Consider the following 14385-nt stretch of genomic DNA (forward strand, 5'->3'; position numbering starts at 1 on the left):
CCTTGCGAACAGGGTCGGAAACGAATTCGACGTTGCGCTAAGGGGTTTCCGGCACGATTTTTGTCATCTGTGTCAAAAGACATGCTACGCTCCATCACCATGTCAAAGCTGTCTGACAACCTTGATGCTGTCGCCGTGGTTTGCGTGGAATGCCAAAACGGTGTTCTCGGTCCAGAATCGGTGTTACCAGCCCTGTCCGACGACGCCGGGGACCTCGTCTCCAATCTGCGGCGTTTGCTCGACGCGGCACGCGCCACCGGAGTGCGGGTGGTTCACGCCACCTACGAAGGAACGCTGGGTGCCAACCACACCGGTACCGCCCGGTTATGGCGAGCACTGGGCCCGGCCACCGCCGGATGGGCACCCGGCACGGCGCCCACCCAGGTGGTTCCGGAACTGCTGGCGCCGAGTGATCTGGTCCTGCCGCGGCACCACGGACTGTTTCCCGCCCTGGATTCCGAATTGTTGCCGGTGCTGAACGGCCTTGGCGTAGGCACGGTCGTCCTCAGCGGAGTGTCGCTGAATCTGGCACTGCCCCATACCGCCGGTCAGATGGCCCAGGCGGGATTTCACCTGACCATTCCTCGGGACGCCGTGGCCGGTACCCCGGCAAGCTACGGCGAACAAGTGCTGAATAACACGATGGCCCTGCTGGGTCGGCTTACGACGGTCGACGAGCTCGTCGCAGCATGGACTGCGGATTAGACACTTCCAGTCTCCGCCGGCCTCAGTCCCGCTGCACCATTTGGCGTGCCCCAGTAGATGAGTCCGCCCTGTTTTAGAGTCCTGTAGCCCCTGGTGGGGTCGGAAGGGGCGATGAAGAACATGGCTGGCCACAAGAGGCATTCCGCCGAGCGCATCGTGCGCAAGCTGCGCCGTGCTGATGAGCTCGCCGCGTCGGGTATGCCGACCGAGGAGATCACTGCCGACCTGCGGGCGCCTCCTTGAGTTCGTTGGCAGCATCGACATCCATGCCGCCGTAGGTGCGCCGCCTGTTATACAGGCGAGCATGTATGTAGGGCCGGACGAGAAGGTGTAAAAAACACGCAATCCAACCCGGCCCGCGGCGCCCAAGAACACCAAACATGGCAATCGATGCTGCTGCCCCCGGGAGCACGGTGATGGCGACACAATCCATTCCGCGATGGTCATCGGCGACTTCAAGCACGACCATAATCACCGGCATCGCCACTCAACCCTGGGCTACCCGACCCCGGTCGAGTACACGTCCGCTGCAGCCATTGCCAGTCCTTGTCGGGGCGTTCAACAAGGTCATGCTGCGCGCGGCGGGCCGCAGCGCCGAGGGCGTACTGGGCCGCGGATTGCTCACCGATCGCTGGTGGGGCGAGGGCGTCGACCCAGAAACCGCCCGCGGCGCCAAGTCGAGCGGGCTGCACCTATGACTCGCTCGTCGAGTTGCACGGTTGGCCGGACCAGGTGGCCGCCATTCGAGCGTCGTTTCGCCACGGCGACCCCGCGCGGATCGCCGAGCATCTCATCGACGAGATGCTGTCGGCCCCGGACGGGGTTCCTGTGCAGCAGGAGTGGTCATTGCTGCCATGGCAGGCGGCTCCTCGCCAGCCGGTGGTGACGATTACCATCGGCGACGACGCCGCAGGCCGTCTACGGTCGTCGTCGACAACGCCGAGACACTCAGCGTCACGTCGGTCAGCATCGACAACTTCGGCGGATTCACGGGCAGCTAGTTGAACGTCCTGCAAGGCAACGCTGAAGTCACAATCAAAGTCGGACCTACATGATTCAGTGGTAAAGCCGGCGGCTTCAGGACCGACAGCCCCAGCGTGCTGACAAGTGAGGATTTTGCCGTCACCCTTGCTTGCTAGAGCGTGCCGCGCCGGCGCCCTGCTCGGCGACGACGCCAATCGCGCTGGGTAACGTCAGGCTGGAGCCACACTGAGAGGACGCCCGTGAGCAGCGTTAACAGCACAGCCAAGACCGTCGAATTCGACGGTGTCAACGGAGTCACACTGGTCGCCGACGAATGGAACCGGCACTCGGCTGCAGATGCCGCCGACGGACGTCCGTCAATCGTGCTGCTGCACGGGGGCGGCCAGAATCGGTTCTCGTGGCACAAGACCGGCCAAGTCCTGGCCGACCGGGGCTATCACGTCGTCGCGCTCGACACCCGGGGCCACGGCGACAGCGACCGCGCACCGAACGCCGACTACGCCATCGAGACGCTTTCCGCCGACGCCGTCGCGGTGATCGACACGATCGCCCGGCCGGTGGTGCTGATCGGGGCGAGCATGGGCGGGCTGACCGGGATCCTGGTCGCCGATCAGGCGGGGCCGCAGCGGGTGACCAAACTGGTGCTGGTCGATGTGGTGCCGCGCTACGAGAAGGAGGGCAGCGCGCGGATCCGCGACTTCATGTTCTCCGGCGTGGAAGGCTTCGACTCGCTGGAGCAGGCCGCCGATGCGGTGGCCGCCTACCTGCCGCACCGGAAGAAACCCCGCAGCCCCGAAGGGTTGAAGAAGAACCTGCGGCTACGCGACGGCCGGTGGTATTGGCACTGGGATCCGGCGATGATGACCAAACCCGGCGATGATCCCGGTCTGCGCACCGAGAAGATGGAGCGGGCCGCCATCGGCCTGCAGATCCCGATCCTGCTGATCCGCGGAAAACTGTCCGACGTGGTCAGCGCCGAGGGTGTTGCGGATTTCCTGGCCAAGGTTCCCGGTGCGCGCTTGGTCGAACTGTCCGAGGCCGGGCACACCGCGGCCGGTGACGACAACGATGCCTTCAGCGCGGCCGTCGTCGAGTTCGTGTCCGGACCTTGAGCGTCCCAGCCTTCACCGGGTGGCTCGCACCGCCGATGATCGCGGCCTACCTGCTGGCGGCGGTGGTGGTCGCCGAAGCGCTCGCGCTGGCGGTGCTGACCGCACGGCTGCGCCGGACCCAGGCCGAGGCCGAGGCACTGCGGCAACGGGTCGACACCCGCAACCTGCTGCTGACCGGCGGTCGAGAGGCCGTCAAAACCGTATGGCAGACCGCAAACCTGGTGCGCAAGCAGGGCTTCGGGGCGGCCATGCGCAGTTCGATCGAAGACCTCGCCGACTGGGCCGAGGTGGAGCGACCCGACCTGGCCCGCCTCACTCCGGACGGGCATGTGGTGGTCCTGTTCACCGACATCGAGGAATCCACCGCGCTCAACGAGCGGATCGGCGACCGCGCCTGGGTGAAGCTGATCGCCCGGCATGACGAGATGGTGCAGCGCACGGTACGCGAGCACGCCGGGCATGTGGTCAAGAGCCAGGGTGACGGCTACATGATCGCGTTCGCCCGACCCGAGCAGGCGGTGCGTTGCGCCATCGACATCCAACGCGCGCTGGGGCGGCGCGGCCGCAAACCGCAGCACCCGATCCGGGTCCGGATCGGCGTTCACCTGGGCCGCTCGGTGCGCCGCGGCGACGACCTGTTCGGACGCAACGTCGCGATGGCCGCGCGGGTGGCCGCCGCCGCCGAGGGAGCCGAGATCCTGATCAGCGGACCGGTGCGTGACGCGGTCACGGACTGCGACGACATCACCGTCGGCGCCGGCCGCGACGTCGAACTGAAGGGCTTCGCCGGCACTCACCGCCTCTACGCGGTGGATACCGGCTACCCGCCGGCTTCGGCCAGCCGCTGATGCAGCCGGGCGCGAACCTCGTCGGGCGTGTAGGCCCGTCGCCGGCGCTGATCCCGCGCCACCAGCACTCCCCCGGCGGCCACCCCGACCACGCCCGCCAGGCCGATCCATTTCCAGATGCTGCGCACCATCACACCTTATGGTGCTGTCGTGGACGAACACACCGTGACGTTGGAGCGCGCGCTGGCCGAAACCCGCACCGGCGACATCTGGCTGTTCCGGGGCCGCTCCGGCCCGGACCGCGCCATCCAGACCCTGTCCAACGCCCCGGTGAACCACGTCGGGATGACGGTGGCCCTCGACGACCTGCCCCCGCTGATCTGGCATGCCGAGCTCGGCGACAAGCTGCTCGACTTCTGGACCGGCACGAACCACCGCGGTGTGCAGCTCAACGACACCCGGGCCGCCGTCGAACAGTGGATGGGCCGCTATGAGCAGCGTTGCTGGTTCCGTCAGCTCAGCGGGACCGTCACCCGCGAACAGGAGGACCGGCTGCTACAAGCGGTCGCCCGGATGGCCGGCACCGCGTTTCCCACCACGGCCCGGCTGACCGGCCGGTGGCTGCGGGGCCGACTCCCGACCGCCGGCGACTGGACTCGCGGCATCCCGATCCTGGACCGCAAGGTCCGTGAGGTCACCGAGCGTCGCAAGGCGCGCCACGGCAAAGTCGCGCTGCAAACCGCCTACTGCGCCGAGACGGTGGCCGTCACCTATGAGGAGATGGGCCTGCTGTCGACCGACAAGAATGCGAACTGGTTCGACCCCGGGTCGTTCTGGAGCGGCGACATCCTGCCGTTGACCCCTGGATATCAGCTGGGCCGGGAGATCGCGGTGACGCTCTGATCAGCACCCGGTGCTCGCCCGCAGCGTGCGACAGACCTGTTGCATACGCGACGCGGACAAGCGGATGATTCTGCGGCGAAACGCGCTGCGCGGCAACGTATGAATGTTGTCGAAGTTGACGACGCAGTCGCTGGGCACGCCGTCGTCCGCGGTGGTCAATTCCACCTCCGACACCAGGCCGCGCCGAGTGCGGGTCAGTGCCGCAACCACTACCGAGCCGATCCGCTCCGCGACCGGATCCCTGGTGAGCACGAGCACCGGCCGGTCACCGCCGGGCGTCGCCGCGAACCACAGCTCACCGTTTCTCATCGGCCCAGTCCGCCCAACCCTCCGCCGGCCCCCAATCGGCAACCCCTGCGAAGGCCGTCTCCTCGTCGGTGATGGGCTGCTCGGTATATGCCTGCGCGTCGTGATCGGCGGCGAGCGCAGCCAGGTGGCGTCGCAGTGCGTTGCGGAGCAGTTCAGAGCGGTCGATGTCCAGTCGCCGGGCCCACTGCTCGGCCTCGGCCAGGTCGGCGTCGTCCGCCCGGAAACTGATCATCGTCATACAACGATGTTAAATCGTATTACGGTCGCCGTCACTTCACCCGCGACTCGCCCGGTCAGTCGACCGTCAGCTCCCCCATCGGCGACCAATCGGTCGCCTCGATCGGCTGGCTGATGATCTTCGGTGTCGACGCCAACGCCTGCGGCAGCTGCGCCATGGCCCGTTTGAAGTGGTCACTGTTGACATGCGCACTGCCGGCCGCGCCGTCCTGAAACGCTTCCACCAGGACGTATTCGCAGGCGTTGTCCAGGCTGCGCGACCAGTCGAACCACAGGTTGCCCGGTTCGGCCCGGGTGGCCTCAGTGAACTCCGCGACCAGCTGCGGCCAGCGCTCCGCCCACTCCGGTTTGGTGTGGAACTTGACCACGATGAAGATCACCGCTGCTCCTTGTTGGTTGTGCGCCTGCCGCTGTGACTGATCGGCTGACAGCGTGCCCGAGGTCGACCAGAATCGGTGTACATGTCCAAGGCACCACTGCGCAAGCGAAACGTGATCGATTTCTTCCAGCGGCATGTTGCCAACCCGATCACCCGGCGGCTGCCGACCCAGGTGCTGTTGGAGACCACCGGCCGGGTCAGCGGGCAGCGCCGTCGCACCCCGATCGGCGGCCGACGCGACGGTGCGCAGTTCTGGCTGGTCTCCGAGCACGGCCAGACGGCGAACTATATCCGTAACATCAAGGCCGACAACGCGGTTCGGGTTCGCATCCGCGGCCGCTGGCACAGCGGAACCGCACACCTGCTGCCGGACGACGACGCGCGGGCGCGGCTCGCGACATTGCCGCGCTTCAACAGCACCCTGGTCCGGGCATTCGGCACCGACCTGTTGACCGTGCGGATCGACCTGGCCTGAGCCCGGCGGATCCGGGCTACCCGATCTCCAAGCTACTGCGCACCGGTGTGACGTTGGTCGTCAAATCCAGTACCGGGCAGTGCTTTTCGACGATCTGATGTAGTTCAGCATAGCGTTCTGCGGTCTCCGGGCCGGTCACCGTCATCACCACCCGTACCTCGGAAAAGCCGGGGCGGACCGAGTCGTCCAGGCCGAAGAAGCCGCGCACGTCCAGATCCCCCTCGGCACGCCCGGTGATCTCGTCGACCGTGATGCCCAGCTTCTCGGCCCAGTACCGCCAGGTGACGATCTGGCAGGACAGCAGCGATCCCAGGTAGTACTCGACCGGGTTGGCGGCGGTGTTCTCGCCGCCGAGCGTCGGGGGCTCGTCGACTTCGACGCTGTAGCGGCCCATGGTGACCGTGCTGGCCACCGCGTCGTGGGCGACGGCGGAGGCCCGGAAGACGACCTGGGAGCCGGCCGGGTCGGCGGCGGCCGGGTCGCTGGTGGCGGCCACGACGGCGGCCAGTCGGGTTGTCGAGGAGGTCATGGCGGTCAAGGGTAGTGGCCGACCCGATATCGCCGGCAACGCGATCGTCCCGCTCACCGGGTGACCGACGACGGCGTGGCACCTTGAACGGACTTCACCAGGTCATCTCCTGAGCTGTCCGCGCGGCAGAGTTCGCTTCGCCTGTAGGACGATGCCGGGCACTGTGTTCGCCAGATCCGACCGCGATTTCGCGAAGCCACGAACCGCGCGGCAGAACGACCAGACCTGGCGGGGGGTAGGGATTGTCGGCATCCACGCCAGCTCCCAATGAATCCCGTTGATCGGATCGTCGAAAAACACGGCGTAGTAACCGGGCCAGTACTGCGGATAATCCTTTGGTTCGTCGGTGACCGGGATATCCCGCGCGATCAAGAAGTCACGATGAAAGCGATCGACCTCTTTCCTGCTCCGCGCCCACAACGCAATGTGGTTGATCCCGACCTCTTGGTCGCGGTGCGTCAGCCTTCCGCCGGTCTCGGCCGGCTGGATGCCGATGTAACTGTGCGGGCTGACCTGACGCGTCATGTAATACACCGACTGGTATTCCATGTTCAGCGACGAGAAGCTGCTGTATCCGAGCCAGCCGAACAGCGCGTCGTAGAACGCGATGGAGTCGTCATAGTCCAACACCGCGAACTCGACGTGACTAACACCTCGCCACCGCATCTGAACCCCTCAAGGCCGCCTTACTACGTAAAGTAGTACAGATGACGGACGACGTGAAGCCTCCGTCACACGCCGAATTTGGCGCGAGCCTGTTCTGTGACGGGGGTAAAGAGGTTGACGAGGTTGCCGTCCGGATCACGGAACAACAGGGCACGGTTGCCCCACGGCATGGTCGTCGGCTCGGTCACGACCTCGGTCACATGGCCGCGGAGCCGCTCGTATTCAGCGTCCACATCATCGACGATGAACTCCAGGATCGCACTGCGGTTGGCTGCCGGCTTGGCGGATCCTTCTCCGAACAGCGGTACCGTCTTGTCGCTGCCGATGGCCAGCGCCCCGATGGGCGTGGGGATCTCGGCGAAAAGCTCGTTTCCCCAGACCGCGGCGACGCCGGTGACCATCTCGTAAAAGCCGACGAGTCGCTTGACGTCGGCCGTGATGATCCGGGTCGAGATGAACTTCATACAGGCCTCCCGGGCTTTTGCAGGTGCGGTTTGCACCAGGCACGCTAGCGGTGACCTCCGACAACGACATCACGCCGCAGCGAGGGCACAGATAACCTATGGCCGATGAACGACGTGCTGGACGAAGGTCCGTTCTTCCACGGCACTAAAGCCGAATTGACTGTTGGAGAGCTACTCACCGCGGGCTTCCGGTCCAACTACCGGCCGGAAACCATCATGAATCACATCTATTTCACCGCCCTGCGCGACGGTGCCGGGTTGGCGGCCGAGCTCGCGGCCGGCGCCGGCACGCCGCGGGTGTATCTCGTCGAACCGACCGGTGCGTTCGAGAACGATCCGAACGTCACCGATAAGAAGTTTCCGGGCAATCCGACCCGCTCCTACCGCAGCAGGGACCCGCTCCGGATCGTCGAAGAAGTCGACGACTGGACGCGACTTTCTCCCGAGGCATTCCAAGAATGGCACGACCGCTTGGCCTCGCTCCGGGCGGACGGGCGCGACGAGATCATCAACTGAACGGGTTCTCTGCTGCCCCCGTCAAGGGTCAGGGCGGTGGCCCTGAGCTGTCGGCCGACGGGAGTACGGTTCGCGCATGAAGCGACGCATCATCCTCGCCGTGCTCGCGGCCCTCGCGTTCATCGTTGTCCCGACCGCACACGCAGATCCGGCCGGCAACGCGATCTGCCGACTACTCGCCGCCGGGAACACGCCCGATGGACTGGAAAACTCAGTGACCGTGCGGCAGGTACTCGGCCCGGACGCCACCGACGCCGACGCACGGGTGTACATCCGTTCCGTCGTCGCCGGACAATGCCCCCAGTTCCTGTGGCGGTTCTGATGCCTGAACGGCCGAGGTAGTCCCAGCAGACCAAACCGGGACCGCAATCCTGACGGCCCACCACGCTGCCTACCGTCGTCGACTCCCCGGGCAGAGTGCCGCCCGACGATCTGAACGCGACTCACTGATCAGCATCTGCAGTCGCGGCCCGACTGTGTCGCGTGCCGTAGCACCATAAGACCTGCCCACGTTCTCGTACCGACGTAGCAACACGACAGCGTGCGCCCCAAACTGGACGGGCACCCGCACGAGGCCGAATAGCCGGTTCATCCGGCGTCGGCTCTTGCGGAACTTCACCATGAGGTAGCAGCCGATTCCCAAGGCCGTCAGCACCACCAAAATCCATAGTGACGCCGCCACCACATAGATCACTTCGACCACCGCCATGACGACGAGCGTCCATTGCGGCAGTAGCGCTTCGGTCACAGACGAGGCCCATACCGGCCACGAATTCGAAGCCGATGGCAAGGCCACCTACTTCGTTGGCTGTCCAACCGTCACACGTTGAACCGGAACTCCACCACGTCGCCGTCGGCCATCACGTAGTCCTTGCCCTCCATGCGGACCTTGCCGGCGGCCTTGGCGGCGGCCATCGAACCGGCCTCGATCAGGTCGTCGTAGGACACCACCTCGGCCTTGATGAAGCCCTTCTCGAAGTCGGTGTGGATCACCCCGGCCGCCTTCGGCGCGGTGTCGCCCTGATGGATGGTCCAGGCCCGGGCCTCCTTCGGGCCGGCGGTCAGGTAAGTCTGCAACTTCAGGGTGTGAAAACCCGCCCGAGCCAGCGCATCCAGGCCGCGTTCGGTCTGCCCGATCGATTCCAGCAGCTCCATCGCCGACTCGTCGTCCAGCTCGGCCAGCTCGGCTTCGATCATGGCGTCGAGGAACACCGCGTCGGCCGGCGCCACCAGCTCGCGCAACGCGGCCACCCGCGCGGAGTCGGTGAGCACCGACTCGTCGGCGTTGAACACATACAGGAACGGCTTGGTGGTCAGCAGGTTCAGCTCACGCAGCGGCGCGGGGTCCACCCCGGCCGAGAACAGCGTCTTGCCGCTGTCGAGGATCTGCTGCGCGGCCACCGCCGCCTCCAGCATCGGCTTGCGGTCCTTGTTGTTGCGTGCCTCCTTCTCCAGGCGCGGCACCGCCTTCTCCAGGGTCTGCATGTCGGCCAGCATCAGCTCGGTGGCGATCACCTCGATGTCAGCCTCCGGATCGACCTTGCCGTCGACGTGCACCACGTCGTCGTCGGAGAACACCCGCACCACCTGGCAGATCGCGTCACACTCGCGGATGTTGGCCAAAAACTTATTGCCCAGTCCGGCCCCTTCCGAGGCGCCCTTGACGATGCCGGCGATGTCGACGAAGGTCACCGGCGCGGGCAGGATCCGCTCGGAGCCGAAGATCTCCGCCAGCTTGGCCAGCCGCGGGTCCGGCAGCGGCACCACGCCCTCGTTCGGTTCGATCGTGGCGAACGGGTAGTTGGCGGCCAGCACGTCATTGCGGGTCAACGCATTGAACAGGGTCGACTTCCCGACGTTGGGCAACCCCACGATTCCCAGGCTCAAGCTCACAGGGAGCCAAGTGTAGAGCGTGCCACGATGCACAGCCGCTGACGCCAGCCGGTACCGTCAGTGTGTGGCAGCGCAGCGGCAGACGTCGGCAGTAGCGGCCGACCACCGTTCGATCCTGCCCAATGCCGCCGGTTTTCCGTGGTGGGGCGCGGTGGCGGTGGCGGTGGTCGCAACCGCGGTCGGGGTGGCGTTCGACGCCGGCTCCGGCGACAAGGAACTGAGCATCGTCTTCTCCGCACTGTATGCCATGGGCTGTATCGCCGCGGTGCTCACCGTGCGGCAATCGGCGGTGTTCACGGCCGTCGTCCAACCCCCGTTGATCCTGTTCGGCACCGTGCCGGCCGCGTACTGGCTGTTCCGCGGCGGCGGATTCCCGGGCGTGAAGGCCATCCTCATCAACTGCGGATACCCGCTGATCGAGCGATTCCCGTTGATGCTGTTCACCGCCGCTGCCGTGCTGTTGCTCGGAATGGTCCGCTGGTACCTGGGCATGCTGAGCGGCGCGACGACACCCGCATCCGACGATGGCGCCCCACGCCGACGACCCGCGCTCGTCGAGAAGCTGAGCGCCTTGCTCACTGCGGCTCTCAGCCGCGACGCCGCCCACGCCATCGAGCCGCCGGCGGCCCGCGGCCCGCGCGAGCGGCGCCCCGGCGACCGTCCGCGGCGGGCCACCCCGGAAGCTCGGCGCGCCGCTCGAAAGACCGCAGCGGGCCGTCCGGCCGCCCGCTCCGGCGAGCGTCGTCGTGGGGCGAACGGAGCTGTCCCGTCGCGCTCCCGCCACGTGCGGCCACCGATGGACGACGTGCCGGCGACCGAACGCCCGCGCCGGCGGCGACCGGCACCTGATGAGCCGCTGCCGCGGCGGCGGCCGGCCCCTGACTGGCAGGACGCGCCGCCGCGGCGACGCCCTGAGCCGCGATCGAGGGCCGACCGGGATCCCCGGGCGCGCGGCTATCGGCCCGCCGAGGCACCCGAGTCGCTACCCCGTCGGCGCCAGCCACCGCCGACCGGTCGCGGCAACGGCGCCGACAGCACCCACCACCCGGTCTCCCGGGTGCGCTACCGCACCGGCGGCGGCGACGACAGTGGCCGGGAGCCCCGTACCCGATCCCGTCAGCCGCGCACCGGAGAATTCGACTCCTGGGAGTACGACATCTGAGCGGCTCCCAGCTGATGGCGCGCTAGCGTCGGTCGGGCCGGATCTCCCGGGGCAGCGCGAACACCAGTGTCTCGTTGGCGGTCGTCACCGGATACACGGTCTCGTAGCCGTGCCCGGCCAACCGCTCCAGCACGCCGCGGACCAGAATCTCGGGCACCGAAGCCCCGGAGGTGACCCCGACGCTCTCCACCCCGTCCAGCCACGACGGGTCGATGTCGTCGGCGTAGTCGACCAGATGGGCGGCGTCGGCGCCGGCGCCCAGCGCCACCTCGACCAGCCGGTTGGAGTTCGACGAGTTGCGCGATCCGACGACGATCACCAGCTCGCACTCCGGGGCCATCGCCTTGACCGCGGTCTGCCGGTTCTGGGTGGCATAACAGATGTCGTCGCTGGGCGGGTCCTGCAGCTTCGGGAACCGCTCGCGCAGCTTGACCACGGTCTGCATCGTCTCGTCGACGCTCAACGTGGTCTGTGACAGCCACACCACCTTGTTCTCGTCGCGCACCTGCACCGAGGCCACCGCGTCCTGACCGTCGACCAGCTGGACATCGTCGGGGGCCTCACCGATGATCCCGACGACCTCTTCGTGGCCGGCGTGGCCGATCAGCAGGATGTCGTAGCCGTCCCGGGCGAACCGTTTGGCCTCGTTGTGCACCTTGTTCACCAGCGGGCAGGTCGCGTCGATGACGCGCAGGCCGCGGTCGGCCGCCAAGTCGTGCACGCCGGGTGCGACGCCGTGCGCGGAGAACACCACCATCGCGCCTTCGGGCACCTCGTCGGCCTCGTGGACGAAGACCACACCCTTGTTGGTCAGCGTGTCCACCACGTGCTTGTTGTGCACGATCTCGTGGCGGACATACACCGGTGCACCGTGCTTCTCCAGCGCCCGCTCCACCGTCTCGACGGCCCGGTCGACGCCCGCGCAGTAGCCGCGGGGCTCGGCCAGCAGCACCCGCTTACCGGCCGGGGCGGCGCCCAGCGACGCGGCGGAACTGCCTGGACTGTTAGCGGTCTCCAAATCGAGGGAGGGGGACATGGCAACCAGGGTACGGTCTGGCGTCGCGCGACCGCCAGCTCACGCACGCCCCCTCGGTACTTGGCGATGAACGGCAGGTAAGGCAGGCTGGTGGCCATGGCTACTGCACCCTTTGGCGTCCGGCTTCTGGTCGGCGCGGCAACTGTCGCCGTCGAGGAGACGATGAAGCTGCCGCAAACCATCCTGACCTACCCGATGACACTGGCCAGCCAGGCCGCGCACGCCGTGATGCGCTGGCAGCAGAACATCGCTGAGCTGGTCAACAAGGGCGACTCCACCCTCGAATCATTGTTCCCGCCGAAGGACGAGCAGCCGGAGTGGGCCACCTTCGACGAAGACACCGACGACGGCGTCAACGGCGCAGACTTCGCCGACACGGCGGCTTTCGATGGTTTCGATGACGCCGATTCCGGCCCGCGTACCGAGGGGCGCTTCGCGCTGTACTCGTTCAGCGAGGGCGGCGATGACCGGTCCGCCTCTCGCGGCGAGACGGACGTCACACCGGCCGGGGGCAAGGCGGACGCGGCCGTGCCCACCCCCGACCTGGTCGACGAGCTCGACTACGGCAACCTGACCCTGGCCCAGCTGCGGGCCCGGCTGGCCTCGCTCAGCGTCGACGAGCTGGAGACCCTGCTCGGCTACGAGGAGGCCACCAAGGCGCGTGCACCGTTCCAGACGCTGCTGGCCAACAGGATCACCCGCACCACCACGAAGTGAGTGCCCCCGCGCCGGGCAACTCCGCCGAGCACCCGTTTCCGGTCCGCGCGGTTGCGATCCGGGTCAAAGGCTGGATCGACCGGCTCGGCTCGGTGTGGGTGGAAGGCCAGCTGACCCAGATCAACCTGCGCCCCGGGGTCCGCACGGTCTTCATGGTGTTGCGCGATCCCGCCGCCGACATGTCACTGACGGTGACGTGCACCCCCGAGCTGGTGGCCGGCGCCCCGGTCAAACTCACCGAGGGCACCCAGGTGGTGGTCTGCGGGAAACCCAATTTCTACACCGCACGGGGCACTTTCAGCTTGCGGCTCAGCGAGATTCGCGCCGTCGGGATCGGCGAGCTGCTGGCCCGCATCGAACGGCTGCGTCGACTGCTCGACGCCGAGGGGTTGTTCGACCCGCGGCTCAAACGGCCCCTGCCGTTCCTGCCGGCCACCATCGGCCTGATCACCGGCCGGGCCAGTGCCGCCGAGCGGGACGTGTTGACGGTCGCCGGCACGCGGTGGCCGGCGGTGCGTTTCGCGGTGCGCAACACCGCCGTGCAGGGGCCCAGCGCCGTCGCCCAGATGGTCGAAGCACTAGGCGAGTTGGACGCCGACCCGGACGTCGACGTGATCGTGCTGGCCCGCGGCGGCGGCAGCGTGGAGGATCTGCTGCCGTTCTCCGACGAGACGCTGTGCCGGGCGATCTCGGCCTGTCGCACCCCGGTGGTGAGCGCGGTCGGCCACGAGCCCGACAACCCGCTGTGTGACCTGGTCGCCGACCTGCGGGCAGCCACTCCCACCGACGCGGCGAAGATGATCGTCCCGGACGCGTCCGCCGAGCAGGCACTGGTCGATGACCTGCGCCGGCGCAGCGCACAGGCCGTGCGCAACTGGGTGGTGCGCGAGGAGCGCGTGCTGGCGCAGTTGCGCAGTCGCCCGGTGCTGGCCGATCCGCTGCGGGCGCTGACCGAGCGCGCCGAGGAGGTGGGGCGCGCCCTGGCCGCGGTGCGCCGCGATATCACCCGATTGATCGCCGTACAGACCGAGCGGGTCGGGCACCTGTCGGCGCGGCTGGCTACCCTGGGCCCGGCCGCCACCCTGGCCCGCGGCTATGCGGTCGTCCAGACCGTCAGCGGCGCCGACGGGCCGCCGCAGGTGTTGCGGTCGGTGCGAAGCGCTCCGGCCGGCACCCGGCTGCGGATCCGGGTCGCCGATGGAGCGATCGCCGCTACCAGTGAAGGGCGCCACGATGACAACTGAGGAACCCGCCGCCACGAGGCCCGTTAGTGACCTCGGCTACGAGCATTGCCGCGACGAGCTGATCGAGGTGGTGCAACGGCTGGAGCAGGGCGGCTTAGATCTCGATGCCTCCCTGAGCCTTTGGGAACGGGGCGAACAGCTGGCTAAGCGGTGTGAAGAGCACCTGGCCGGGGCCCGCCGCCGGGTGCAGGACGCCCTGGCCGCCGAGAACGGCGAGGACGAAGCGACATGACCTGCGCGCGGGAAGCCCACAAGAACTGAAACAC

Annotated in this window: 22 protein-coding genes and 1 pseudogene; 13 read left to right on the forward strand and 10 right to left on the reverse strand. The window is 67.5% G+C overall.

The annotated features are described in order from the left end of the window. Positions 1 to 99: 99 nt before the first annotated feature. The 5 genes and pseudogenes from BST10_RS17235 (at position 100) to BST10_RS17245 (ending at position 3649) form a co-directional block, all read left to right on the forward strand. Positions 100 to 705: an isochorismatase family protein gene (locus tag BST10_RS17235; protein WP_083039397.1), complete on the forward strand. Its 606-nt coding sequence runs from the start codon at positions 100 to 102 to the stop codon at positions 703 to 705. Positions 706 to 825: 120 nt separating this feature from the next. Then, entirely contained in the window at positions 826 to 948 is a 123-nt protein-coding gene (locus tag BST10_RS24200; RefSeq protein ID WP_264079576.1) for a hypothetical protein, read from the forward strand. A gap of 293 nt (positions 949 to 1241) precedes the next feature. Continuing rightward, a pseudogene (locus BST10_RS23900) lies at positions 1242 to 1512 on the forward strand (LLM class flavin-dependent oxidoreductase); the annotation flags it as partial. Between the two features lie 416 nt (positions 1513 to 1928). Next, a complete protein-coding gene (locus BST10_RS17240; RefSeq protein WP_083039323.1) occupies positions 1929 to 2801 on the forward strand; it encodes an alpha/beta fold hydrolase in 873 nt (290 codons plus the stop codon). Positions 2802 to 2836: 35 nt separating this feature from the next. Beyond that, positions 2837 to 3649, forward strand: a complete 813-nt coding sequence (locus BST10_RS17245) for an adenylate/guanylate cyclase domain-containing protein (protein WP_083039325.1) — start codon at positions 2837 to 2839, stop codon at positions 3647 to 3649. Here the strand turns inward: BST10_RS17245 and BST10_RS22630 are convergent. Beyond that, positions 3622 to 3777, reverse strand: a complete 156-nt coding sequence (locus BST10_RS22630; protein ID WP_109559564.1) for a hypothetical protein — start codon at positions 3775 to 3777, stop codon at positions 3622 to 3624. The two genes, BST10_RS17245 and BST10_RS22630, sit on opposite strands and share 28 nt — an antisense overlap. A gap of 22 nt (positions 3778 to 3799) precedes the next feature. Between BST10_RS22630 and BST10_RS17250 the strand changes: the two genes are divergently transcribed. After that, positions 3800 to 4492: a guanylate cyclase gene (locus BST10_RS17250; protein WP_083039327.1), complete on the forward strand. Its 693-nt coding sequence runs from the start codon at positions 3800 to 3802 to the stop codon at positions 4490 to 4492. Here BST10_RS17250 and BST10_RS17255 read toward each other — a convergent pair whose 3' ends face one another. From BST10_RS17255 to BST10_RS17265, 3 genes are all read right to left on the reverse strand, one after another. Beyond that, positions 4493 to 4801, reverse strand: a complete 309-nt coding sequence (locus BST10_RS17255) for a type II toxin-antitoxin system PemK/MazF family toxin (protein ID WP_083039329.1) — start codon at positions 4799 to 4801, stop codon at positions 4493 to 4495. It abuts the gene before it with no gap. Beyond that, complete coding sequence (locus BST10_RS17260) at positions 4788 to 5033, reverse strand: antitoxin (protein ID WP_109559565.1); 246 nt, start codon at positions 5031 to 5033, stop codon at positions 4788 to 4790. The genes BST10_RS17255 and BST10_RS17260 overlap by 14 nt, the downstream gene beginning before the upstream one ends. A 61-nt stretch (positions 5034 to 5094) precedes the next feature. Beyond that, positions 5095 to 5418: a putative quinol monooxygenase gene (locus BST10_RS17265; protein ID WP_083039332.1), complete on the reverse strand. Its 324-nt coding sequence runs from the start codon at positions 5416 to 5418 to the stop codon at positions 5095 to 5097. A gap of 81 nt (positions 5419 to 5499) precedes the next feature. On the opposite strand from BST10_RS17265, the gene BST10_RS17270 reads away from it, so the two are divergent. After that, the gene (locus BST10_RS17270; RefSeq protein ID WP_083039399.1) at positions 5500 to 5892 is read left to right on the forward strand and encodes a nitroreductase/quinone reductase family protein; all 393 of its coding nucleotides are present in this window, start codon (positions 5500 to 5502) and stop codon (positions 5890 to 5892) included. A 16-nt stretch (positions 5893 to 5908) separates the two neighbouring features. Here the strand turns inward: BST10_RS17270 and BST10_RS17275 are convergent, their stop codons facing one another. From BST10_RS17275 to BST10_RS17285, 3 genes are all read right to left on the reverse strand, one after another. Next, a complete protein-coding gene (locus BST10_RS17275; protein WP_083039335.1) occupies positions 5909 to 6421 on the reverse strand; it encodes an OsmC family protein in 513 nt (170 codons plus the stop codon). A 102-nt stretch (positions 6422 to 6523) separates the two neighbouring features. Next, positions 6524 to 7087, reverse strand: coding sequence for a VOC family protein (locus BST10_RS17280; RefSeq protein WP_083039337.1), 564 nt, complete (start codon positions 7085 to 7087; stop codon positions 6524 to 6526). A gap of 65 nt (positions 7088 to 7152) precedes the next feature. Further along, positions 7153 to 7551 (reverse strand): VOC family protein, encoded by a 399-nt coding sequence (locus BST10_RS17285; RefSeq protein ID WP_083039340.1) that lies wholly within the window; start codon positions 7549 to 7551, stop codon positions 7153 to 7155. A gap of 105 nt (positions 7552 to 7656) precedes the next feature. On the opposite strand from BST10_RS17285, the gene arr reads away from it, so the two are divergent. Both arr and BST10_RS17295 read left to right on the forward strand, forming a co-directional pair. Next, positions 7657 to 8067, forward strand: a complete 411-nt coding sequence (gene arr / locus BST10_RS17290; protein WP_083039342.1) for an NAD(+)--rifampin ADP-ribosyltransferase — start codon at positions 7657 to 7659, stop codon at positions 8065 to 8067. A gap of 76 nt (positions 8068 to 8143) precedes the next feature. Then, a complete protein-coding gene (locus BST10_RS17295; RefSeq protein WP_083039345.1) occupies positions 8144 to 8389 on the forward strand; it encodes a DUF732 domain-containing protein in 246 nt (81 codons plus the stop codon). 69 nt (positions 8390 to 8458) lie between these two features. Here BST10_RS17295 and BST10_RS17300 read toward each other — a convergent pair whose 3' ends face one another. Together BST10_RS17300 and ychF are read right to left on the reverse strand one after the other, a co-directional pair. Then, the gene (locus BST10_RS17300) at positions 8459 to 8815 is read right to left on the reverse strand and encodes a hypothetical protein (protein WP_083039347.1); all 357 of its coding nucleotides are present in this window, start codon (positions 8813 to 8815) and stop codon (positions 8459 to 8461) included. 71 nt (positions 8816 to 8886) lie between these two features. Next, the gene (gene ychF / locus BST10_RS17305) at positions 8887 to 9960 is read right to left on the reverse strand and encodes a redox-regulated ATPase YchF (protein WP_083039349.1); all 1074 of its coding nucleotides are present in this window, start codon (positions 9958 to 9960) and stop codon (positions 8887 to 8889) included. Between the two features lie 64 nt (positions 9961 to 10024). Here ychF and BST10_RS17310 point away from each other — a divergent pair, with 64 nt between their 5' ends. Further along, positions 10025 to 11122 (forward strand): DUF6542 domain-containing protein, encoded by a 1098-nt coding sequence (locus tag BST10_RS17310; protein WP_083039351.1) that lies wholly within the window; start codon positions 10025 to 10027, stop codon positions 11120 to 11122. Positions 11123 to 11144: 22 nt separating this feature from the next. On the opposite strand, the gene BST10_RS17315 is transcribed toward BST10_RS17310, so the two are convergent. Beyond that, positions 11145 to 12158, reverse strand: a complete 1014-nt coding sequence (locus BST10_RS17315) for a 4-hydroxy-3-methylbut-2-enyl diphosphate reductase (RefSeq protein ID WP_083039353.1) — start codon at positions 12156 to 12158, stop codon at positions 11145 to 11147. Positions 12159 to 12254: 96 nt separating this feature from the next. On the opposite strand from BST10_RS17315, the gene BST10_RS17320 reads away from it, so the two are divergent. Genes BST10_RS17320 through BST10_RS17330 form a run of 3 tightly spaced genes read left to right on the forward strand, consistent with a single transcriptional unit; the run spans position 12255 to position 14351 of the window. Next, positions 12255 to 12875: a lipid droplet-associated protein gene (locus tag BST10_RS17320; protein WP_083039401.1), complete on the forward strand. Its 621-nt coding sequence runs from the start codon at positions 12255 to 12257 to the stop codon at positions 12873 to 12875. After that, positions 12872 to 14119: an exodeoxyribonuclease VII large subunit gene (gene xseA / locus BST10_RS17325; protein WP_083039355.1), complete on the forward strand. Its 1248-nt coding sequence runs from the start codon at positions 12872 to 12874 to the stop codon at positions 14117 to 14119. Before BST10_RS17320 ends, xseA begins: the two co-directional genes overlap by 4 nt. Further along, positions 14109 to 14351 (forward strand): exodeoxyribonuclease VII small subunit, encoded by a 243-nt coding sequence (locus BST10_RS17330; protein ID WP_083039403.1) that lies wholly within the window; start codon positions 14109 to 14111, stop codon positions 14349 to 14351. Before xseA ends, BST10_RS17330 begins: the two co-directional genes overlap by 11 nt. Positions 14352 to 14385: the final 34 nt, after the last annotated feature.

It is taken from the genome of Mycolicibacter algericus DSM 45454, from assembly GCF_002086455.1.
GTDB lineage: Bacteria > Actinomycetota > Actinomycetes > Mycobacteriales > Mycobacteriaceae > Mycobacterium > Mycobacterium algericum.

Bases quoted from the DNA above. Each gene is read 5' to 3' on its own strand.
- BST10_RS17235 (WP_083039397.1), top strand. From the start codon at position 100: ATGTCAAAGCTGTCTGACAACCTTGATGCTGTCGCCGTGGTTTGCGTG.
- BST10_RS24200 (WP_264079576.1), top strand. From the start codon at position 826: ATGGCTGGCCACAAGAGGCATTCCGCCGAGCGCATCGTGCGCAAGCTG.
- BST10_RS17245 (WP_083039325.1), top strand. From the start codon at position 2,837: ATGATCGCGGCCTACCTGCTGGCGGCGGTGGTGGTCGCCGAAGCGCTC.
- BST10_RS17255 (WP_083039329.1), bottom strand. From the start codon at position 4,801: ATGAGAAACGGTGAGCTGTGGTTCGCGGCGACGCCCGGCGGTGACCGG.
- BST10_RS17260 (WP_109559565.1), bottom strand. From the start codon at position 5,033: ATGATCAGTTTCCGGGCGGACGACGCCGACCTGGCCGAGGCCGAGCAG.
- BST10_RS17270 (WP_083039399.1), top strand. From the start codon at position 5,500: ATGTCCAAGGCACCACTGCGCAAGCGAAACGTGATCGATTTCTTCCAG.
- BST10_RS17275 (WP_083039335.1), bottom strand. From the start codon at position 6,421: ATGACCTCCTCGACAACCCGACTGGCCGCCGTCGTGGCCGCCACCAGC.
- BST10_RS17280 (WP_083039337.1), bottom strand. From the start codon at position 7,087: ATGCGGTGGCGAGGTGTTAGTCACGTCGAGTTCGCGGTGTTGGACTAT.
- BST10_RS17285 (WP_083039340.1), bottom strand. From the start codon at position 7,551: ATGAAGTTCATCTCGACCCGGATCATCACGGCCGACGTCAAGCGACTC.
- arr (WP_083039342.1), top strand. From the start codon at position 7,657: ATGAACGACGTGCTGGACGAAGGTCCGTTCTTCCACGGCACTAAAGCC.
- BST10_RS17295 (WP_083039345.1), top strand. From the start codon at position 8,144: ATGAAGCGACGCATCATCCTCGCCGTGCTCGCGGCCCTCGCGTTCATC.
- BST10_RS17315 (WP_083039353.1), bottom strand. From the start codon at position 12,158: ATGTCCCCCTCCCTCGATTTGGAGACCGCTAACAGTCCAGGCAGTTCC.
- BST10_RS17320 (WP_083039401.1), top strand. From the start codon at position 12,255: ATGGCTACTGCACCCTTTGGCGTCCGGCTTCTGGTCGGCGCGGCAACT.
- BST10_RS17330 (WP_083039403.1), top strand. From the start codon at position 14,109: ATGACAACTGAGGAACCCGCCGCCACGAGGCCCGTTAGTGACCTCGGC.